The organism is Anaerotignum sp., from assembly GCF_040307045.1.
Taxonomy (GTDB): domain Bacteria; phylum Bacillota; class Clostridia; order Lachnospirales; family Anaerotignaceae; genus Chakrabartyella.
Window position 1 is genome coordinate 186,756 of record NZ_JAWRKF010000008.1, and the last position, 20,708, is coordinate 207,463.

Annotated in this window: 18 protein-coding genes; 16 read left to right on the top strand and 2 right to left on the bottom strand. The window is 40.5% G+C overall.

Features of this window, described 5'->3' with window-relative positions:
• The first annotated feature begins 152 nt into the window (after positions 1–152).
• Positions 153–1,700 (top strand): ribonuclease Y, encoded by a 1,548-nt coding sequence (gene rny, locus ABVZ64_RS06625; protein ID WP_502892583.1) that lies wholly within the window; start codon positions 153–155, stop codon positions 1,698–1,700.
• Positions 1,701–1,879: 179 nt separating this feature from the next.
• Positions 1,880–2,248, top strand: coding sequence for a hypothetical protein (locus tag ABVZ64_RS06630; RefSeq protein WP_352400242.1), 369 nt, complete (start codon positions 1,880–1,882; stop codon positions 2,246–2,248).
• Positions 2,249–2,387: 139 nt separating this feature from the next.
• Here the strand turns inward: ABVZ64_RS06630 and ABVZ64_RS06635 are convergent, their stop codons facing one another.
• On the bottom strand, positions 2,388–3,716 hold the full coding sequence (locus ABVZ64_RS06635; protein ID WP_352400243.1) for an MATE family efflux transporter: 1,329 nt from the start codon (positions 3,714–3,716) through the stop codon (positions 2,388–2,390).
• Between the two features lie 314 nt (positions 3,717–4,030).
• Positions 4,031–5,797 carry an Rqc2 family fibronectin-binding protein gene (locus ABVZ64_RS06640; RefSeq protein WP_352400244.1) on the bottom strand — a complete coding sequence of 589 codons (1,767 nt, stop codon included), beginning with the start codon at positions 5,795–5,797 and terminating at the stop codon, positions 4,031–4,033.
• Positions 5,798–6,173: 376 nt separating this feature from the next.
• On the opposite strand from ABVZ64_RS06640, the gene ABVZ64_RS06645 reads away from it, so the two are divergent.
• From ABVZ64_RS06645 to rpe, 14 genes are all read left to right on the top strand, one after another.
• The gene (locus ABVZ64_RS06645; protein ID WP_352400245.1) at positions 6,174–7,061 is read left to right on the top strand and encodes a YicC/YloC family endoribonuclease; all 888 of its coding nucleotides are present in this window, start codon (positions 6,174–6,176) and stop codon (positions 7,059–7,061) included.
• Between the two features lie 14 nt (positions 7,062–7,075).
• Positions 7,076–7,333, top strand: coding sequence for a DUF370 domain-containing protein (locus ABVZ64_RS06650; RefSeq protein ID WP_352400246.1), 258 nt, complete (start codon positions 7,076–7,078; stop codon positions 7,331–7,333).
• Between the two features lie 2 nt (positions 7,334–7,335).
• Positions 7,336–7,944, top strand: coding sequence for a guanylate kinase (gene gmk, locus ABVZ64_RS06655; RefSeq protein ID WP_352400247.1), 609 nt, complete (start codon positions 7,336–7,338; stop codon positions 7,942–7,944).
• Position 7,945: 1 nt separating this feature from the next.
• Positions 7,946–8,230 carry a DNA-directed RNA polymerase subunit omega gene (gene rpoZ, locus ABVZ64_RS06660; RefSeq protein WP_352400248.1) on the top strand — a complete coding sequence of 95 codons (285 nt, stop codon included), beginning with the start codon at positions 7,946–7,948 and terminating at the stop codon, positions 8,228–8,230.
• Positions 8,231–8,495: 265 nt separating this feature from the next.
• Positions 8,496–10,946 (top strand): primosomal protein N', encoded by a 2,451-nt coding sequence (gene priA, locus ABVZ64_RS06665; RefSeq protein ID WP_352400249.1) that lies wholly within the window; start codon positions 8,496–8,498, stop codon positions 10,944–10,946.
• 282 nt (positions 10,947–11,228) lie between these two features.
• The gene (gene def / locus ABVZ64_RS06670) at positions 11,229–11,690 is read left to right on the top strand and encodes a peptide deformylase (protein ID WP_352400250.1); all 462 of its coding nucleotides are present in this window, start codon (positions 11,229–11,231) and stop codon (positions 11,688–11,690) included.
• A gap of 13 nt (positions 11,691–11,703) precedes the next feature.
• A complete protein-coding gene (fmt, locus tag ABVZ64_RS06675) occupies positions 11,704–12,633 on the top strand; it encodes a methionyl-tRNA formyltransferase (protein WP_352400251.1) in 930 nt (309 codons plus the stop codon).
• A gap of 39 nt (positions 12,634–12,672) precedes the next feature.
• A complete protein-coding gene (locus ABVZ64_RS06680; protein WP_352400252.1) occupies positions 12,673–13,347 on the top strand; it encodes a zinc metallopeptidase in 675 nt (224 codons plus the stop codon).
• 178 nt (positions 13,348–13,525) lie between these two features.
• Positions 13,526–14,872 (top strand): 16S rRNA (cytosine(967)-C(5))-methyltransferase RsmB, encoded by a 1,347-nt coding sequence (gene rsmB / locus ABVZ64_RS06685; protein WP_352400253.1) that lies wholly within the window; start codon positions 13,526–13,528, stop codon positions 14,870–14,872.
• Positions 14,873–14,875: 3 nt separating this feature from the next.
• Positions 14,876–15,919, top strand: coding sequence for a dual-specificity RNA methyltransferase RlmN (rlmN, locus tag ABVZ64_RS06690; protein WP_352400254.1), 1,044 nt, complete (start codon positions 14,876–14,878; stop codon positions 15,917–15,919).
• An 84-nt stretch (positions 15,920–16,003) separates the two neighbouring features.
• Entirely contained in the window at positions 16,004–16,747 is a 744-nt protein-coding gene (locus ABVZ64_RS06695; RefSeq protein WP_352400255.1) for a Stp1/IreP family PP2C-type Ser/Thr phosphatase, read from the top strand.
• Positions 16,747–19,146, top strand: a complete 2,400-nt coding sequence (locus ABVZ64_RS06700) for a protein kinase domain-containing protein (protein ID WP_352400256.1) — start codon at positions 16,747–16,749, stop codon at positions 19,144–19,146. The genes ABVZ64_RS06695 and ABVZ64_RS06700 overlap by 1 nt, the downstream gene beginning before the upstream one ends.
• Before the next feature lie 12 nt (positions 19,147–19,158).
• On the top strand, positions 19,159–20,040 hold the full coding sequence (gene rsgA, locus ABVZ64_RS06705; protein WP_352400257.1) for a ribosome small subunit-dependent GTPase A: 882 nt from the start codon (positions 19,159–19,161) through the stop codon (positions 20,038–20,040).
• A gap of 1 nt (position 20,041) precedes the next feature.
• On the top strand, positions 20,042–20,707 hold the full coding sequence (rpe, locus tag ABVZ64_RS06710; protein ID WP_352400258.1) for a ribulose-phosphate 3-epimerase: 666 nt from the start codon (positions 20,042–20,044) through the stop codon (positions 20,705–20,707).
• Position 20,708 lies beyond the last annotated feature (1 nt).

A 20,708-nucleotide genomic window follows, 5' to 3' on the forward strand; every position in this document is an offset into this window, starting at 1 on the left:
TTTCGGTTCTTTTTTATTGCTGTCGCTTTAACGAGTTAAATTGTTTCTTGACACGTATGGTAAAAAGTAATAAAATAATAGAGTGTTTTATGACACTGCTTAATGGTATGTGAAAAAAGAAAAATAGAACTTTGAAAAATGAATAAGGGGAGGTGTTTTTCATAGAGCCGATAAGTATTATCTGTGCTGTCGTTGGTGTTCTAGTTGGCGCCGCCTTTGGTATCTTTTATCGTAAACGTATTGCAGAGGCAAAGGTTGGAGTGGCTGAGGAAAGAGCCAAGAAAATCGTAGAGGATGCGGCAAAAGAAGCAGAGGCACGTAAGAAAGAAATTTTGCTGGAAGCTAAGGAAGACAGTATCAGAACAAAAAACGAGTTGGAAAAAGAAGTTCGTGACAGAAGAAATGAGCTTCAGAGAAATGAAAGAAGATTGTTCCAGAAAGAGGAAACATTGGACAGAAAGACAGAAGCTCTGGAAAGAAAAGACGAGCAGATGGCAAAGAAACTGGAAGAATTGGAAAAACAAAAAGAAGAGGCAAAAGCTCTTCATGAGAAACAACTTCAAGAGTTGGAGCGTATTTCCGGTTTGACTACCGAAGAGGCGAAGAATTATATTCTTGCTATGGTAGAAAACGATGTGAAGCACGAAGCAACATTGATGATTAAAGACATTGAAAGTAAGGCTAAACTGGAGGCAGATCGACGCTCCAGGGAGATTGTTGCCAATGCGATTCAAAGATGTGCAGTTGACCACGTTGCAGAAACGACAGTTTCTGTTGTTCAACTTCCAAATGATGAGATGAAGGGACGTATTATCGGTCGTGAAGGTAGAAATATTCGTGCATTGGAAACTTTGACGGGTATAGACTTGATTATTGACGATACTCCGGAGGCAGTTATTCTTTCCGGTTTTGACCCTATTCGTAGGGAAATTGCAAGACTTGCTTTGGAAAAGCTCATTGTGGATGGTCGTGTTCATCCATCCCGCATCGAAGAAATGGTAGAAAAGGCTAGAAAAGAAGTAGAAGTTATCATAAGGGATGAAGGTGAAGCAGCTACTTTCGATACAGGTGTAAACGGTTTGCATCCTGAACTTGTTAGACTTTTAGGTAAGCTGAAATATAGAACAAGCTATGGGCAAAATGTGTTGAAGCATTCCATGGAGGTTGCTCATTTGGCTGGACTTATGGCTGCCGAGCTGGGTGTTGACGTAACACTGGCAAAACGAGCAGGCTTACTTCATGATATCGGTAAGAGTGTGGATCATGAAATGGAAGGTTCTCACGTTAGTATCGGTGTTGGGTTGTTGAAGCGTTACAAAGAAAATCCGTTGATTATCAATGCAGTTGAGGCACATCATGGCGATGTGGAACCTCAAAGTATTGTGGCTGTACTGGTACAGGCGGCAGATGCTATTTCTGCGGCTAGACCTGGCGCAAGACGTGAAACTTTGGAATCTTATATTAAGAGATTACAGAAGTTGGAAGAAATTGCTGACAACTTCAAAGGCGTTGAAAAATCCTTCGCAATTCAAGCGGGCCGTGAGTTGCGAATTGTAATAATACCCGAGGATGTAAATGACGAGGGTATGACTCTTCTTGCAAGAGAAATTGCAAAGAGAATTGAAGAAGAGTTAGAATATCCGGGACAGATTAAAGTAAATCTGATTCGAGAAACAAGAGCGGTTGAATACGCAAAATAAAAATGATAAAGTTCACCATTTGGTGGACTTTATTTTTATTAACAATTTTTATGTGGCATACGCCAGAATTGGAGCGGATCATTGTAACGAAGGGGAACTGAGCAAACAGTTACTAAAAAGAGAATGGTCTGGCCTAAGGCATTGATAGATTTTGGGTGTTGATATTTGGAGGGGATAATATGATTCGGTCTTTTTCATTCCGTTATGGTGACAACAGGGGAAAACAGGAATGGTATCGCGTAGAAGATGATGAGAGAAATATTTGCGTAAGAATAGATAGGCGTGAAGCTGAGGAGGAAACATTTTTTGCTGAGGTTGGAAAAGATTTTTTGGATGAACTGGAAGATGCAGTGAAGCGTGCAGGAATTATGAAGTGGGATGGTTTTCACGATATTGATGCCTGTCTTTGTAGCGGTGATTCCTGGGTTCTCCATATTTTTTACACCGATGGGCAGGAGGTGCATGCCATGGGGCATTCTGCCTATCCCCATGGGTTTAAAGTTGGAAAAAAGGAAATAGAAGATATTTTTCATAAGTTTTTGGACTGAAAAACAAGAAGGGTATTCTTGCGGAAAATAGCTGTTTTGTTTTATAACGAATAAAAGTTAAAATAAAAAATAGGATGTGCAAATAATGAATGCACATCCTATTTTTATATGTTTAAGAATTGTGTTGTTTAAATATGATTTATAAATAATGATAATACTTTTTATTAACCCAAAGTAGACAAAATGCCAAGATTGATGTAAGTCCTTCGGCGATGGGCACTGCTAGCCAAATGCCATCAATATCAAAAATATAGGGAAGGAATAAAATGCAAACAGTCACAAAGAAAAAAGTTCTTAAAAAAGATATTGTTGCAGAAACTTTCCCATTTGATAACGCGGTAAAGAAGGATGAAGCAAAAATATTGATGCCAGCAAAGAGGAAGTTCCAAGCAAAGATATGATACCCATGACGAGTGATTTCATAGGTGGAGGTTTCTTTTGACGTAAAGATTGCAATGGTTGGGGTTGCCATAAAGAAAGAGAATACGGAAATCACTACGGAGGAAACCAGGATAACCTTAACGCACATTTTAAACATCTTCTGCAAGCGGGGAATGTTTTGGTTTCCATAGATATAGCTAAAAATAGGTGCTACCCCATTGGAAAAACCCATATAGGCAGAAGAAAATAAAAATTGGGCATAAAGAACAATGGTGATGGCAGCTACGCCATCTTGACCTAGATACCTCATCATGGCAAGGTTAAACAGAAAGGTGGTTACTGCCATGGCAGAGGAGGTTACCATTTCCGAGGAACCGTTTAAAATGCTGGCAAGAATCACTTTTCCATCCCATTTTGGTTTTACAAAGTAAAGGCTGGCTCTGGGCTTAGCAAAATACCATAAAGGTGGTAGGCCACCCATGAGAAAGCTAGAAACAGTACCCCAAGCAGCGCCTGCTATTCCCATATCTAATACAACAATAAACAAATAGTCAAAAAAGATATTTGCAATACCCGAACCTACATTGAGCCACAAACCAAAATGGGGCTTCCCAGCTGTAACAAATAAGGTTTGGAACAAAACCTGAACCACAGAAACGGAGTAAAAGGCTAAGAGTACACGGCCATAGTCGATGCAATAAGGCAACAGAATATCATTTGCCCCTAAAAAGCGAGATAGGGGAGTGATAAAAGTAAAACAAACCCCTGAAAGGATAATGCCTAAAAATGCAGTGAAAATTGTGATTAATGTAAAGCTTCTACGGGCTTCATCAATTTTATTTTCGCCAAGCTTACGTCCAATTACGGCGCTACCCCCTGTGCCTAACATTATCCCTACGCCGATCATGATATTGATAAGGGGAAAAACAATATTGATTGCTGATAAAGCATCGGTTCCTACATAGCGAGAAACAAAAATACCGTCTACAATGGTGTAGGTTGCAATAAAAACCAACATTGTAATCGTTGGAAATGTAAAGCGTAATAATGAGGACAAATTATAATCTTTTGCCAGTTCGTTTTGCATAGTAAAACCTCATTTCGAAATAAGAGGCGAAAATTTTGTGCCTCACAAGGTGTTTTTGTAATAGCATTCATTTAAAAATGGTAATGTAACTGCGATAATAATTAAAGAATTTAGTTTTCTTAGTTTAAATTTTGTTGGATCACTGGACATTATTTCCATATCTCAACGAATAAAAACAACCTTTCCATTTTTTGTATTTTTGCGTATTGTACAACCTACTGTATGTGGCAGTATTGTACCCACCTTAGAGCACTTACATAAAATGAATGGTGCATGAATGTAGGTGAAAACGATTTCGTAAAAATCATGAAAAGCTACATCGTTTCCATTTTTTTTACTTTATTTTCATCAGGTGTGACGTAGATAGTGCGATTTGTAAGATAAATTACCATCCCTGGTTTGGCACCATTTGGCTTCTTTACATTTTTACGCAAGGTATAATCAACGGGAACCGTACTGCTATTTTTTGCTTTACTAAAGTAAGCCGCTAGATTTGCAGCTTCTTCAATGGCAATATCACTGGCGGTGCCAGCTCCATTGGTTTTAATAATTACATGGGATCCGGGGATATCTTTGGTGTGGAACCAAAGATCTGTACTATCTGCGGTACGCAGGGTTAATTCATCGTTTTGCAGATTGCTTTTGCCAACAAAAATATTATAGCCATCGGAGGAAATAAAATGCAGAGGTTTTGCCTTCTTGGGACGTGGAGCCCCCTTCTTGGCAGCTTGCCGACGAACAAAACCACTCTCGGCCAATTCCATTCTGATTTCCGATAGGTCGGCATCATCAGAAGCATTTTCTATGGCATTTAGGACACTTTCCAAATAAAGAAGTTCCTCATCGTTTTGCTTTTCCTGCACTTCCAAAGCCGCCAGAGTTCTCTTTGCTTTATTATAACGGGAAAAGTATTTTTGTGCATTTTCCGCAGGTGTTTTTGTTGGGTCAAGGGCGATATCTATTTCCCCCATATTTTCGGCGTAAAAGTCTATGGTCCGATAGACGGTAACACCCTGGGGGATGGCATAGATGTTTGCGGTGAGCAGTTCACCTTTTTTACGCCAGATTTCCATGTCGGCCACTTCTTTACGGGTTTTTAATTGTATTTCTTTCTTTTTTACGCAACGTTCAATATTTGAAACCACCAAACGCCTCATATCATGAGCTTTTTGGCGGATATAAGATGCATTATCTCTCTCTTGATAGAATCCCTCCAGCAAAGATGAAACCGATGGGAATGTTTTATGGTCTAGAGCATGGAACTCTGTCATTTCTAAAACCGAGAAGTCCAAAACGCCTTTGGAATTTGGGTGGTAATAGATATTGGGGGTGAAGTTTGCTTCCTTTACTTCAGTCATAACCTTGTCAAATGCTGCAAATAAAGCTTCCCCTTCTTCGGTAGTTGTTTGTTGGCAAGAGTTGGAGGGATCTAAATTGGCACGGAAACAAATTTCTCCTGCCATTATGGGGCTAATGCCTGTATAGGTTTTATACAAAAACTCTTGCAGTTTTTGCCCTTCTTGCAAATGAAGGGAGAACAAAAAGTCTGACTGAATAGCAACAAGAGGGTTCTTTTTATTTTGAGATGGAGGATAGACATAATCTTTCCCGGGCAATACTTCACGCACAGAGCTTTTTTCATGGCTAATACGTTTGATGGAATCTAAAATACGGCCGTTTTCATCGGTCAAGATTAGGTTGCTATGTTTCCCCATGATTTCTAAAATTAGGTTTTTTGTTGTTAAGTCGCCCATTTCATTCGTAGACTCAATTTTAATGATGATGATTCGTTCCAGCTGGGGTTGGCAAATATCTATGATTTTGCCTCCTGCAATATGTTTGCGTAAAACCATGCAGAACAATGGGGCAGTCATCGGGTTTTCCTTAGAGGTTTCAGTAATATGAATCCTAGGGGTGCTAGAATTTGCGGAGGCCATTATTTTTCGGACAACGCCTACACCTCTTACCGTAAATCGGATTTCATCCGCCACCGGTTGGTGGATTTTATCAATTCTGCCGCCAATAAGATTTGTTTTTAATTCGTGTACGATAGCTGCTGTGGTGATACCGTCCAAAGCCATGAGGCGTTCCTCCTTTTTTCGTGTGTATGTGCCGGTATAGTATAACATAGTGGGCCAGATAATACACAGAAGTTAAAAATTAAAATTTGATTAAAAAAATACCTCTTTTTTTGTGTTTTTTCTTGCTATTTCTAAGGGCATAGGCTATAATGGGGAGCAATGCAAATAAGAAATATTGGTTTTTGAGACATAAACTTTGTTTTGATTAAGTTTGGGAGATTTTCTGTTGTTTTAGACAATGGAATCAAATCTCTAAAAATTTATAAAGAACAGGTTTTTTTGCAGTTGCAAAGGTGTGGGTTGCAGCCCATAACTTCATTAGGGGAAAATTGATTTTTGATGAAAAAGTCCAAAGCGGTAAAGAGAGGAAAAGAATATGGGTGCAAACGTTAGAAGTATGACGGGATACGGCCGAGGCGAGCATATTGCCGAGGATAGAAAATTTACCATTGAACTAAAATCCGTAAATCATAGATATAATGATATTAGCATTAAGCTGCCCCGTTCTTTGGCAAGTTTGGAAGATAAAATTAAAAAACATATTATGAAGCAGGTTTTTCGTGGGAAGACCGATGTTTATATTGGCTTTGAAACCTTTGCTATGGACGATGTTGAAGTCAAATTAAATGAAACACTTGCCCAAGCATATGTGGAAAAACTGAAAACACTTCAGCAGAACTTGAACTTAGAGGGCGGAAGCTTTTTGGATTTGGCAGCCAAATTTCCTGATGTAATCACAATTGATAAACCTCAGAAGGACGAAAAGGTGATTTGGGAAGCTTTAATGCCAGCGCTGGATGAGGCGGTAACAAGATTTGTAGCTATGCGCCAAACCGAAGGTGAAGCTTTGAAAAAAGACATTTTGACAAAGGCAGAACGGATAAAAACCTTAACTGCAGAGGTTAAGGAGCGCTCTCCTCTCGTTGTAGATGAATATAAAGAAAGGCTCAACAACCGCTTGAAGGATTTGTTGGGTGGCATTGATGTTGATCCCCAGCGCATTGCAACGGAGGTTGCCGTTTTTGCCGATAGAGGATGCGTGGACGAGGAAATCACTCGTTTGGAAAGCCACTTAATTCAGCTTGCTGATATTTTAGAAAAAGGTGGTCAGGTTGGACGAAAGTTGGATTTCCTTGTTCAGGAAATGAATAGGGAATCTAATACCATTGCATCAAAAGCAAATGATATTCAAATTGTTCAGGCAACCATAGAACTCAAGAGCGAAATTGAAAAAATTCGTGAACAGATTCAAAACTTAGAGTAATTGGGAGTGGTAGCATGGAAAAAACACAATTTTTGAATATTGGCTATGGGAATGTAGTAGCTGCAAATCGGGTCATTGCCATTGTTAGCCCTGACTCTGCCCCCATTAAGCGCATTGTGCAAGAGGGAAAAGAAAAAGGTATTTTAATTGACGCAACCTATGGTAGAAAAACCCGTTGTGTGATTATTATGGATAACGGGCATGTGGTACTTTCACCCAATATGCCTGAAACAGTGGGTGGCAGGCTTTCCGCAGAGCAGAAGGGGAATTAACAATGAAGAAACAAGGAATATTGCTAATTATTTCCGGTCCTTCCGGTTCGGGCAAGGGAACGGTAGTAGAACAGCTTTGCAAAAAAGACAACTTTTCACTTTCAATATCCGCAACAACAAGGGATCCTAGGGAGTATGAAAAGGATGGTGTTCATTATTTTTTTCATACGAGAGAGGAATTTGAGCGCATGAAAGAGCATAAGGAGCTTCTGGAATGGGCGGAATTTTGCGGCAACTATTATGGAACACCACGCAAATATGTCGTGGAGCAGTTGACACAAGGCAAGAATGTTATTCTTGAGATTGAAGTGCAAGGTGCTTTGCAGGTGAAAAAAATTTATCCTGATGGCGTTTTGGCGTTTTTGATGCCTCCAAACCTTGAGGAATTAGGCAGAAGACTAACCAATAGAGGTACAGAGGATAAAGATACCATTAACCGAAGAATCCACAGGGCTTTGGAAGAAATGGAGCTGGTGGGTGAGTATGATTATGTAGTAATTAATGATACCATTGGGCAGGCTACGGAAGATATGCTTACTATTGTTCAGGCTGAACGAATGAAATGTAGCAGAAACCCTAATATAAAAAAGATATTTAAAGGAGAGATGTAGGATGTTAAGACCTTCATATACAGATTTATTGGAAGTTATCAACCAAGAGACCGATGATATTACCTTAGGTAGTAGATATACAATAGTTATTGCAGCGGCAAAAAGAGCCAGACAGCTTGTTGATCATGCTGAGCCATTGGTTAATAAAATCAAGGTGGATAAGCCAGTTTCTATTGCTGTAAATGAACTTTATGAAGGAAAAATTAAAGTTCGTCAGGCAAAGGATTGGGCCTATAAACAAGATATGCTCCTGATTGAGGAGAAATTTGAAACCACAGGGGAATAAGAAAGAAGTGAGGACGATAAACAAAGTCATCTTGTGCAGAACCAGCAGTTTTGCCAAGAACCCTTGTTTATCGTCTTTTTTGGAAAGTTCTATAAAATTAAGCAGAATTCGTAAGGGGCACGACTCTATACTGTTTACTTAGAAAATAAGTTGGAGGGAAAAAACAGGCCTCCACTCGCTTCAAAGGAAGAACTAAATGCTAGATGGACCATGTATTTTTGGAAGAAAAACTTGATTGGACTTTGACTATGAAAGGGGGGAGAAAATGAAGTTTGCCAGAGTTATTATTGGGATGAATAGCCCTGAAATAGACCGTGTGTTTGACTACCGCATACCAGAAAGATACGAGGGCATTGCCTTACAGGGCGTGCGAGTGATTGTGCCCTTTGGAAGAAAAAATACAAAAACAGAGGGATATATTCTTTCCTTATCAGAGGATAGCGAGGTATTACCAGAAAAATTAAAGGATATCACCGAGGTTTTGGATGGGGGCAAGCCCATTTTTACCCCCACTATGTTGAAATTGGCAGAGTGGATGAAAGAAAAATATTTTTGTACCATGAACCAATGCCTACAGGCCATTATGCCCACAGGAATAAGGACAAAAAGCATTTGGTATGTTTCCATAAACAAGGCCAATGAGTTACAGGGATATAACCAGGCGGAAAGGATTGTTCTGGATACTTTGCAAGAGATGGGGGCGGAAGTTGAGCTGAAGGAATTGGAGAAGGTTTTGGGACAGGGCGCAAAAAATGTCCTTCAGGAGCTTCAGAGGAAGAACATGATTCACTTAAAGCAAAGGCTTTTGCGTTCGGACTATAAAAAAGAAAAACGTTATTATTCAATAGATAGCGCTTCACCTTTGCTTGAAAATACCAGAAAAAAAGCACAGCAAGATAAGCGGCTTTTGGGGCAACAGAAGATCATTGAATTGTTGATGGAAAAAGGGGAATGCACGCTAGAGGAAATAAAAAGCTATGGCATCTCTGATTCCCCAATTAAAACACTATTGTGTAAAGGAATTTTACTTGAGCGCAGGGAGGAGGGCAAAAGAGAAGTTTTTTCCCTTGAAAACTATGAAAAAACGCAACCTTTTCATCCCACAACTGAGCAAGCTAAGGCCTTAGAGGCAATTGAAGCCCAGTTGTTAGAGCCTAAAAAACGGCCTATTCTTCTGCATGGGATTACCGGTAGTGGAAAAACAGAAATTTATATGCAAAGTATAGCCAAAACCCTGGCTCTGGGCAAGCAAGCAGTGGTTTTGGTGCCTGAAATATCTCTGACACCACAGATTATGGAGCGGTTTATTTCCCGTTTTGGGAAGGTTGTTTCTATCACCCATAGCAGGCTTTCTGCGGGCGAGCGTTTAGACCAATGGAAAAAAGCCAGAGATGGTGAGATTTCCGTGATGATTGGACCAAGGTCGGCTTTATTTATGCCTTTTTCTAATTTGGGCATGGTGATTGTAGATGAGGTTCATGAAAACAGCTATATTTCTGACATTACACCCAAGTATGACGCAAGGGAAGTGGCAAAACAATTAGCCAAAGAGACTGGGTCAGTTTTCATTATGGGGAGTGCCACGCCAGACATAGTCACTTACCATCGAGCAGTGAAAGGGGAATACCTTTTATTAGAGCTAAAAGAAAGAACGGGTGGCGGTTGTTTGCCTAAGATGCATATTGTTGATATGTGTCGAGAGCTAGAAGACGGAAATCGCTCCCCGTTTAGCCGTGTATTACAAGAGGAAATGGGGAAAAATTTGAAAAAAGGTCAGCAAACGATGCTGTTTCTGAACAGGCGGGGATATGCTACCTTTGTGTCGTGCCGCAGCTGTGGACATGTGATGAGATGTCCTGAATGTAATATTTCCTATACGTATCATGGGAAAGAGGGGGATTTGATATGCCATTACTGTGGGAAGACAGAAAAAACACCTAAGGTTTGCCCTGTTTGCAACTCCAAATATATCCGTTATTTTGGGGCAGGGACTCAAAAAATAGAGGAAGAGGCGAAACGCTTGTTTCCCGAAGCAAGAATTTTGCGAATGGATTTGGATACTACTTTGAAAAAAGATAGTCACAGCAAAATTCTGCAGTCTTTTCGGGATGGAGAAGCAGATATTTTGGTAGGAACTCAAATGATAGCCAAGGGGCATGATTTTCCGAATGTTACGTTAGTTGGCGTTGTGGCGGCGGACAGTTCCCTAAATACGGGAAATTTTTATGCCCCTGAAAATACATTTCAGCTGATTACCCAAGCGGGGGGGCGGGCTGGACGAGCCGATGATACGGGACGGGTTTATATCCAAACATATCAGCCAAAGCACTACTGTATTACCAATGCGGCAAAGCAGGATTATGAGGGGTTTTATAAAGAGGAAATTTTACTTCGTGAAATGATGGGATATCCTCCCTTTGGCATCTTTTTTTCTATTGTGATTAGCGGACAAAACGAAAAAGAAACAATGGATGGAGCGGAAAGTCTGGGGAGGATATTGGAAGCTGAAAATGAACTTGGGAATTTTTTTATTATGGGCCCTGTGCCTGCAACATTATCTAAGTTTCGTGGGGAGTTCCGTCAGAGGGTACTTATTCAAGGGACGAACGAAGCTGAACTTATTTTATTTGCACGAAAAGGTGTTGAGAATTGCAAAAAAATTAATAAAAAAGAGATTCGTTTTAATCTAACTCTAAATCCTATGAATATTGTATAGTGCTAGGTTTTATGTTACAATATTCCGTAACACTATGAATACCATGAAAGCTGGTTTGCTTCGCTTTTTTTAGGACTTTGAAACAGGATTTGTTTTTTATTATGAACAAGGCCTATGAACACAAATGGCTATGGAAAATGAATAAAAAGTATCAAAAAGTGATACAAACCAATGCATTTCCCACGCTTTTTTTGGAATAAGGGAATAGTGATTTGTTTGAAATGGTTATTATTAAATGATGACAATTTTTTGCATGGATTGTACTTATAGGAGGTAAGATAGATGGCAACGAGGGAAATCCGTTTGAGTACGGATGAAGTTTTGAGAAAAAAATGCAAGCCAGTAAAAGAGATTAACGAGAATACGTTGACTTTATTGGATGATATGGCAGAAACAATGTATGCAGCCAATGGAGTCGGCCTTGCGGCGCCTCAGGTAGGAATTTTAAAAAGAATTGTAGTGATTGATATTGGTGATGGTTTGATTGAGCTGATTAACCCTGTTATCGTTGAAAAGAAGGGTTCTCAGATTGATTATGAAGGCTGTTTGAGCGTTCCTGGCATGAGTGCCTTGGTGGATCGCCCTGAGTATGTGAAAGTGGAAGCTTTGAATCGACACGGTGAGAAAATTGTGGTAGAAGGGGAAGAACTGATGGCAGTTGCCCTTTGTCATGAAACGGATCATCTCGATGGGGTATTATATATTGATAAAGCCATTCCTGAAGAAGAAGTGGAAGAGGTTTAAGGAGGAATAACTCATGAGAGTGATTTTTATGGGTACGCCTGATTTTGCTGTATATTCTTTGAAGGCATTAATCACACAGCATGAAGTAATTGCTGTAGTTAGTCAGCCTGATAAGCCCAAAGGCAGAGGGAAAAAGGTGGTATCTACACCTGTTAAGGAGTATGCACTTGAGCAGGGCATTCCGGTGTATCAGCCAGAAAAGGCAAGAGATCCAGAGTTTGTTGCATTGTTACAAGGGCTTCAGCCCGATGTAATTGCAGTTACTGCGTTTGGACAAATTTTACCAGAAGATATTTTGAACATTCCAAAGTATGGTTGCATTAATGTGCATGGCTCCTTGTTGCCAAAATACCGTGGGGCAGCACCCATGCAATGGTCGATTATAGACGGGGAAGCTGTAACGGGGATTACTACTATGTTTATGGCCAAGGGCATGGACACAGGGGATATGCTTTTAAAAGCGGAAGTCCCCATTCATCCAGATGATAACTTTGCTTCGGTGCATGAAAAAATGGCGGAAGCCGGTGGGAACTTGCTTTTAGAAACGCTGGCTGCATTACAGGCTGGAACCGTTACTAGGGTGCCTCAAGATCATGAGGCGGCAACTTATGCGCCTATGATTACGAAGGAAACCGGCCATATTGATTGGTCAAAAAGTGCCAAGGAGATTATAAATTTGATGAGAGGGTTGGACCCTACTCCCGGTGCATATGCAATGTATGAGGGGGAACCCTTAAAGCTTTTTAAGGGTGAAAAGGCAAACGAGGAATACGCCCAGGGGAAGATGGGTGAGATTGTTGATGTGATAAAGAAGGGGGTCGTCGTGAAATGCGGCGATGGAGCAGTGACCATTACCGAGTTGCAGGCAAGAGGGAAAAAACGTATGTCTGCTGATGCGTATTTGAGAGGTAATGCGATGAACAAGGGCGTCCTTTTGCAATAACTATTTTTAGGCTTTGCAAAAACAAAGGAGGAACCAACTATGTATTTTTTATTGATTTTGGCAATGATGCTTTCACTGTACGCGCAATCCAATATATCAAACACTTACAATAAATATTCTAGAATTGCAAACAGACGGGGATATACAGGGGCTCAGGTTGCAACACAGATGCTTCAAAATTCAGGAATTTATGATGTTCGGGTGGAAAGAGTGGCAGGTAACTTGACAGACCATTATGACCCCCGTACCAAAACATTACGCCTTTCTCAGAGTGTGTATGACAGTACATCCGTTGCCGCTCTGGGCGTTGCTGCCCATGAAACAGGCCATGCAATTCAGCATGACGTGGGGTATGCCCCCCTTTCCTTACGTAGTATTTTTGTACCTGTTGCAAACTTAGGTTCTAAGTTATCGTTGCCATTGATTTTCATCGGTATGTTTTTTACCAGCAATAGTGGCAATATGATGATTGATTTGGGTATTATTTTCTTTGCTTTGTCTGTGGCATTTACACTGATTACATTACCCGTTGAGTTTAATGCATCTTCAAGAGCGATTACACTTTTGGTTGACCAAAACTTTTTGGATGAAGGGGAAGTTGGTGGTGCCAAAAAGGTACTACAGGCAGCGGCACTGACATATGTGGCGGCGGCAATTGCAGCAGTTGCCCAGTTATTGCGTTTGATTGCCATATTTGGCAGAAGAAACGATTAAGAATAATAAGAAGGCTGATTCTTTCTAATGGAAAAATCGGCCTTTTGCCATTTCTTACGAAAGAATGAAATAGACGGCAGAATGGCGAAAAATGTTGCCCTATGTCATAGAATCATTTATAATAATAAGTTGATAAATAAGTTTTTTAAACAATATTCCTGATGAAGGGGAAAAAAGAATGATACAGATTAACCCGAGAGAAATAGCTGCCCAGGCCATGATGGAGATTATGGAAGAGGGCGCTTATAACAATATGGCACTACGTAGGCTATTAAAGCAAAATGGTGCTATGCCACCATTAGATCGTGGGTTGGTGACGGAAATTGTAAATGGTACTTTGCGAAATTTATATTATATTGATCATGCCATTAACCAGTTTTCCAAGACCAAAACAGAAAAGATGAAACCCTGGGTTTTAGCGGTTTTGAGGACAGCAGTTTATCAAATGTTTTTTATGAAAATACCTGATTCTGCGGCTTGCAACGAGGCTGTTAAGCTGATTGCTGCTAGGGGACTGGCTCCCCTAAAGGGTTTTGTTAATGGTGTTTTGCGTACTATGGCACGAGAAAAAGAAAATATTGTACTACCCAAAGATGGGACAGCGGAGTTTTTAAGCATTCAGTATTCTCACCCATTATGGTTGATTAAAATGTGGATTGCTTATTTTGGATTTGTTGAAACACAAAAGCTTTGCCAGGCGAATAATTGTCCACCCGATGTAACCATTAGAGTAAATACGTTAAAGACACAAAAGGCAAGTCTAAAAAAAGATTTAGAGAAAAAAGGGGCAATGGTAACAGACGGAAAAATTCTACCTTTTGCCCTACATCTGAAGAAAACGGCAGATATCGGTGGTATAAAAGCGTTTAAAGACGGTTTATTCCATGTGCAGGATGAAAGTTCCCAGCTTGCTGTAGAAGTTTTAGACCCTAAAAAAGGGGAAGCTATTCTTGACCTTTGTGCCGCGCCTGGTGGGAAAAGTTTCACCATTGCAGAGAAAATGGAAAACAAAGGGAGACTGGTTTGCGGAGATATTTACGAGCATAAAATTGAATTGATTTCCCAAGGGGCTGAACGCTTGGGGATAACGATAATTGAGGCAAGACAACAAGATGCTACCCAGTGGAGAGAAGAATTTGATCAGGTTTTTGACAGGGTATTGGTAGATGCCCCTTGCTCTGGATTGGGGCTTATGGGGAAAAAGCCTGATATTCGGTTGAAGAAAAATGGGGTTGAAATTGACCATTTGGTACCCATTCAGCGGCAGATACTAGAAAACGGTGCAAAATATGTGAAACAGGGGGGAACTCTGGTTTACAGCACTTGTACCCTGTGTAAGAAAGAAAATGAAAAAAACATGGAATGGTTTTTAAAAAATCATCCTGATTTTATGACTGAAGATATTTCGGAGTTTCTGCCGGATGAGCTGTGGCGAGAAACTGCTAAGTTGGGGTATATTACTTTATTGCCTCATGAAAGCAATACAGATGGATTCTTTATTGCAAAAATGAAAAGAAAGGGATAAGTCATGAATAAAGCAGATTTAAAATCTATGGGTTTAGAGGAAATACAGCTTTTTATGGAGGACTTGGGAGAACCAAAGTTTCGTGGCAAGCAGGTTTTTGAGTGGGTTCATAAGAAACAGGTTTCTTCTTTTGATGAGATGACAAACCTTTCCAAAGGATTAAGGGAAAAACTTCAGCAAAAAGCAACCCTTGGTGGTATTGAGATGGTACGAAGATTGGTATCTCAGATTGATGGCACAAGAAAATATCTTTTTGCATTAGAGAATGATTCGGTTATTGAAAGCGTATTGATGAAATATGAATATGGTAATACGGTTTGTATTTCAACCCAAGCTGGGTGCCGTATGGGTTGCAGGTTTTGTGCATCTACCCTGGATGGGGTTGAACGAAACCTAACGGCGGCAGAGATGCTCTCTCAGGTTTATGAGATACAAAAGGATTGCGGCGAGCGTATCAGTGGCGTTGTGCTAATGGGAAGTGGCGAACCTTTAGATAATTACGATAACGTGATAAAATTTATACGTTTGATCAACCATCCAGATGGGCAAAACATGGGGCAAAGGCATATTACCCTTTCCACCTGTGGGCTGATTGAAAAAATGTTCCGTTTGGAGGAAGAACAGTTTCAGATAACTCTTGCAGTGTCCCTCCATGCGCCTAATGATGAAATTAGAAAAGAAATTATGCCTGTGGCCAAGGCTAACCCCATGGATCGTCTTTTGGCTGCTTGCTCTAAGTACACAGAAAAAACAAAACGACGCATCACGTTTGAATATGCCATGATGCGAGGGGTTAACGACAGTGATGATTGCGCTAGAGAACTAGCAAGAAAATTGCACAATATGCTATGTCATGTAAATCTGATACCTGTTAATGACGTGAAAGAGCGAGAGTATATCAAAAGCTCCGCGGAGCGAGTAAAGAGATTTGCTTCGATTTTGCAAGAAAATGGTGTGGAAACCACTATTCGAAGAAAACTTGGCAGTGATATTGATGCAGCCTGTGGCCAACTTCGACGCAGCCATCTAAAAGACAATAAAATGTAAAATCGAGTTTAATGGGGCTTTTGAAAGAGCCTCATTGAAAGAATATTTGGTTAGAAATTCTGTACACCGAGGAGGTGGATTTGTTTGAAAGCAGTAGGAATCAGTGATATTGGGAAATGCAGGAAGAATAATGAGGATGCGTTTTACGTGCCAGCACCTACAGATGATATTCAAAATCTTTTTATTGTGGCTGACGGTATGGGTGGTTGTAATGCGGGAGAAGTGGCCAGTCGATATGCCATTGACTCTTTTTTAGAATATATTCGCCAGGAGCAAGATTCCCATTGTCAAGAAGATATCCCAGACTTATTAACTGAGGCTATGGTGGCATCAAATAAAGCAGTTTATGAAAAATCAAATTCTCAAAGAGAGTTTGCAGAAATGGGCACTACCTTAGTTGCAGCGGCAGTGCAGGATGGTAAAATTTATGTGGCGTACGTTGGAGACAGCCGAGCATATTTATTTCGAAAAAAAGAATTAAATCCTCTTACCACGGACCACTCTTATGTGATGGAGCTGGTTAAACTTGGTTCAATCACTAGGGAGGAAGCGGCAACCCATCCAAAAAGAAACATCATCACCCGTGCCGTTGGAATTAAAGAAACGGTTGAGACAGATGCCGTTGTAGAAAAGGCAATGAAGGGCGATATCTTATTGCTTTGCACAGACGGCCTTTCTGGGATGTTATCCGATAGGGATATGGCCGAAGTTATCGGAAAGAGAATGACCTTAGATAAAAAAGCACAGAAACTGGTTGAAATGGCCAACGAACGAGGCGGATATGACAATATTTCCTTGATTTTGGTTGATGTAGGAGGTAAGAACTAATGTTGTTGAATCCCGGAACTGTCCTTGGGGATAGATATGAGATTATAGAGAAAATTGGCTCCGGTGGTATGGCTATGGTTTATCGGGGCAAGGATAAAAAATTAGACAGGTATGTAACGGTTAAGGTGTTGCGTGAGGAGTTTATAGGCGATGATGAGTTCATCGATAGATTTCGTTCGGAAGCTTGTTCTGCTGCAAGGCTTTCCCATCCTAATATTGTTCGTGTTTATGATGTTGGAGAGGATGGAGAAATTAGCTACATTGTTATGGAGTATATCCATGGGGATACCTTGAAACAAGCCATTCGTCAGAAGGCCCCCTTTGATTCACGCTCCACATTAAATGTGTCAATTCAGATTGCCTCTGCTTTAGCACAAGCCCACAAAGCCCATATTGTTCATAGAGACATTAAGCCACAGAATATTTTAGTTGGTACTGATGGGGTTATAAAGGTGACTGATTTTGGCATTGCTAGGGCGGCAACTGCGTCTACAATGACTACAACGGCAAACGCAGCAGGCTCTGTCCATTATTTTTCTCCAGAACAAGCCAGAGGTGGCTATGTAGATGAAAAAAGTGACATTTATTCCCTGGGCATTACTATGTTTGAAATGATAACAGGCGTTTTGCCTTTTCAGGGGCATAATTCCGTTTCTATTGCGTTAAAACATATAAATGAGGAGATACCTGATATTAGGCAATATAATCCCAATTGCACCCCTGCCATTGAAGGCATAATTAGAAAAGCCACAATGAAAAAGGCGGACGAGCGTTATGCCACCATTGATTTAATGTTATCAGATCTAATTCGGGCAAGAACTGATACGGCAGGAGGGTTTTTACATACGGAGGTGCCGGTAAAAAAAGAAGTTGAGGCAGCAGTGACAGCGGCAACCTTGACTGGAGCGGCAAGTGCTGTTTATGGTGTGCATCGATCCCGAAGGGCTGCGGCTGCGGCAGAGATTCGTCAGTTGCAAGGCAAAGAGAGTAAGGCAGAAGAAGTTGTAGCTATCACGGAACCTAGTCAAACTAAGGAAAAAGTGGATTTGGAAGCAACAATAAAGGCGGCAGATCCGAAAGAAGTCGAATTTATTAGACTCAATAAAAATGTTTACTCGGAAAAAGCTGAGGAAGAAGAATCTGTACCTAAACCTGGGGTTGAACCCATGGTTAGCTTTGAAAAATACAGCAAAAAGCTACGTATATCAAAAGAAGACGATTACGAAAATGAATACATGGAGGCGGAACCTGTGCAAACAAGCAAAAGGCCCAAAAGAACGCGGAGAAACCCTAGAAAAGAAGGGGATTATGGGAATGAAAATGACCGCAGAGCCGAGAAAAAAGTAATTATAGCTGCCATTGTTACTGCCTTGGTAATTATTGGGGTTATTTCGGTTGTTGGCATGAAGTTATTGAGTGGTGGTTTTGGCGGCTTCCTTTCATCTGAAAAAAATATTGAAGTGCCAACTTTTGTTGGTGTACCCTTGAACGATGCTAAGGCAGCAGCAGAACAAATGGGGCTAGAACTGGTTGAAGAAGGACAAGATTATAGCAACTATTATGACGAAGGGTACATCATTTATCAATCCGTTGGTGATGGAACCATGGTTTCTTCTGGAACCAAAATTGGAATTAAAACAAGTCTAGGCTTGGTTTCTCAGGATATGCCGGGAGTGGTTGGACAGCAGGAAAAAGCAGCAACAGACAAAATTGTTTCTCTGGTTGGCACCCCCCCACGAATTGAATATGAATTTGACAAAGACAAAGAAATTGGCGTTGTTTTAGAGCAAACGCCGGCAGAAGGAAGCAAAATAAATGCAAATAGTACCATAGTCTTGAAGGTAAGCAAGGGTGATGAAAACCAAAATGTTTCTGTACCCAATGTTACTGGGCTTTCGGAAGACCAGGCTAAAAAAGATTTGACTGCTGTTGGGTTGGTAGTTGGTAATGTATCCCACGCACAAAGCAATACCGTGGAAAAGGGCAAAGTAATGACACAGACATTAGGCCCAGGGCAAGAAGTGCCTAGTGGAAGTGTTGTTAACCTTGTAGTTAGCTCTGGAAAGGCCACAGTAGAGGAGCCTTCACAAGAAGATAATAATAATAACTCAAATAACAACGGCACTAACAGCGGCAATAACAGCGGCAATAACAGTGGTAACGAAACAACAACGGGTACAAAATCCTTTACCATTACTGCACCAAGTGGTGCTGATGGAGATCTATATGTACGCGTTGTGAAAAACGATGCGGATGGTGCTTTCCCTGTTGTAGACGAAACAAGGAATTCAACCCAGTTCCCTTACACGGTGACCGTTACTGGCAGAGGTAGCGGTACAGTAAGTTGTTATATTGATGATGTATTGCAATGGACACAAAATGTGAATTTTTCTGGATAAGGTGGCGAATATATGCTGGAAGGCGTGATAGTTAAGGGGATCGGCGGGTTTTATTATATTGATACAACAAGAGGAGTTTTTGAAACCAGGGCCCGCGGAATTTTTCGAAAAGAGGGAATTCGCCCCACAGTTGGGGATCTTGTGAAGATTTCTATACTGGATGAAGAAAATAAAAAAGGTAGTTTAGATGAAATATTGCCAAGAAGAAACGAATTGATTCGCCCAAGAGTGAGCAACGTGGATCAGGCAGTGATTGTTTTTGCTGCCAAAAGCCCCAATATGAATTTGGATTTGCTGGATCGGTTCTTGCTCCTTGCAGAGGAGCAAGAATTGGAAATTGTCATTGTAATTAATAAAATTGACAAAGACAACAAGAAGGAGTACGAAAACCCGGTAATGGTTTATCATAAGGCGGGATACAGGGTTGTTTGCACCAGCGCGGAAACAGGAGCCGGATTACAGGATCTAAAGAGAGCGTTGGATAACAAAATTTCTGTTTTTGCAGGCCCTTCTGGTGTTGGTAAAAGCAGTCTGATTAATGCTGCTTTCCCCGGGTTGGAATTAAACACAGGAGAGATAAGCGAGAAAATACAGCGTGGACGCCATACCACCAGACACGCAGAGTTAATTCCACTTTCTGAAAAAAGCTATATTGTAGACTCGCCTGGATTTACGTCTTTGTTTTTGAACCATATTCCTTCGGAAAAATTGCAGTATTATTTCAGAGAATTTGAACCATTTGTACACGAATGTTATTATAATGGCTGTATGCATATTAACGAACCTGATTGTGCTGTTAAGGGTGAAATTGGAAAAACCATTGACCCTATGCGATATGAACGATATGTAACTATATTCCATGATTTAAAGAACGAAGAAGAAAGGAAAAAATAAAATGGCAATCTATCTTTCCCCATCTATGCTTTCCATCGATTTTACAAAGATTGGTGAACAATTAGCAATTATTGAAAATGCAGGTACTCCATACATTCATTTAGATGTAATGGACGGACGTTTTGTGCCAAATATTTCTTTTGGTATCCCTGTGATTAAAGGTATTCGCAAGGCTAGCAATATGGTATTTGATGCCCATTTAATGATTGTGGAACCTGAAAAATATATAGAGGAGTTTCGTAAAGCAGGTGCGGACATTATTAACTTCCATTTGGAAGCCACAGAGAACCCTAAAAAGGTGATTGATATGATTCGTGCCACTGGTGCAAAAGTGGGCATTACCATTAAGCCTAAAACACCAGTTGAAGACTTGAAGCCTTATTTGGCTGAGGTTGACATGGTTTTGGTTATGACCGTTGAACCCGGTTTTGGCGGACAGAAATTTATGGAAGACCAAGTGCATAAGATTAAGCAGTTGTCCCAATGGAAGAAAGAAATGAGCTTCAATTATGACATTCAGGTTGATGGTGGTATTACACAGGATAATGTAAGAGTGGTTTTAGATGCTGGGGCAAATATAATTGTTGCGGGCTCAGCAGTCTTTGGAAAAGAGGATATTGCCCAAGCTGCTAAGGATTTCATGGAAATTTTTAAGGAGTATGAGTAAT

Coding starts and splice junctions, on each gene's coding strand:
- rlmN (WP_352400254.1), top strand. CDS start 14,876: ATGAATAAAGCAGATTTAAAATCTATGGGTTTAGAGGAAATACAGCTT.
- ABVZ64_RS06640 (WP_352400244.1), bottom strand. CDS start 5,797: ATGGCTTTGGACGGTATCACCACAGCAGCTATCGTACACGAATTAAAA.
- ABVZ64_RS06645 (WP_352400245.1), top strand. CDS start 6,174: ATGGGTGCAAACGTTAGAAGTATGACGGGATACGGCCGAGGCGAGCAT.
- rpe (WP_352400258.1), top strand. CDS start 20,042: ATGGCAATCTATCTTTCCCCATCTATGCTTTCCATCGATTTTACAAAG.
- gmk (WP_352400247.1), top strand. CDS start 7,336: ATGAAGAAACAAGGAATATTGCTAATTATTTCCGGTCCTTCCGGTTCG.
- ABVZ64_RS06630 (WP_352400242.1), top strand. CDS start 1,880: ATGATTCGGTCTTTTTCATTCCGTTATGGTGACAACAGGGGAAAACAG.
- priA (WP_352400249.1), top strand. CDS start 8,496: ATGAAGTTTGCCAGAGTTATTATTGGGATGAATAGCCCTGAAATAGAC.
- fmt (WP_352400251.1), top strand. CDS start 11,704: ATGAGAGTGATTTTTATGGGTACGCCTGATTTTGCTGTATATTCTTTG.
- ABVZ64_RS06650 (WP_352400246.1), top strand. CDS start 7,076: ATGGAAAAAACACAATTTTTGAATATTGGCTATGGGAATGTAGTAGCT.
- rpoZ (WP_352400248.1), top strand. CDS start 7,946: ATGTTAAGACCTTCATATACAGATTTATTGGAAGTTATCAACCAAGAG.
- ABVZ64_RS06635 (WP_352400243.1), bottom strand. CDS start 3,716: ATGCAAAACGAACTGGCAAAAGATTATAATTTGTCCTCATTATTACGC.
- ABVZ64_RS06700 (WP_352400256.1), top strand. CDS start 16,747: ATGTTGTTGAATCCCGGAACTGTCCTTGGGGATAGATATGAGATTATA.
- rsgA (WP_352400257.1), top strand. CDS start 19,159: ATGCTGGAAGGCGTGATAGTTAAGGGGATCGGCGGGTTTTATTATATT.
- ABVZ64_RS06680 (WP_352400252.1), top strand. CDS start 12,673: ATGTATTTTTTATTGATTTTGGCAATGATGCTTTCACTGTACGCGCAA.
- rsmB (WP_352400253.1), top strand. CDS start 13,526: ATGATACAGATTAACCCGAGAGAAATAGCTGCCCAGGCCATGATGGAG.
- def (WP_352400250.1), top strand. CDS start 11,229: ATGGCAACGAGGGAAATCCGTTTGAGTACGGATGAAGTTTTGAGAAAA.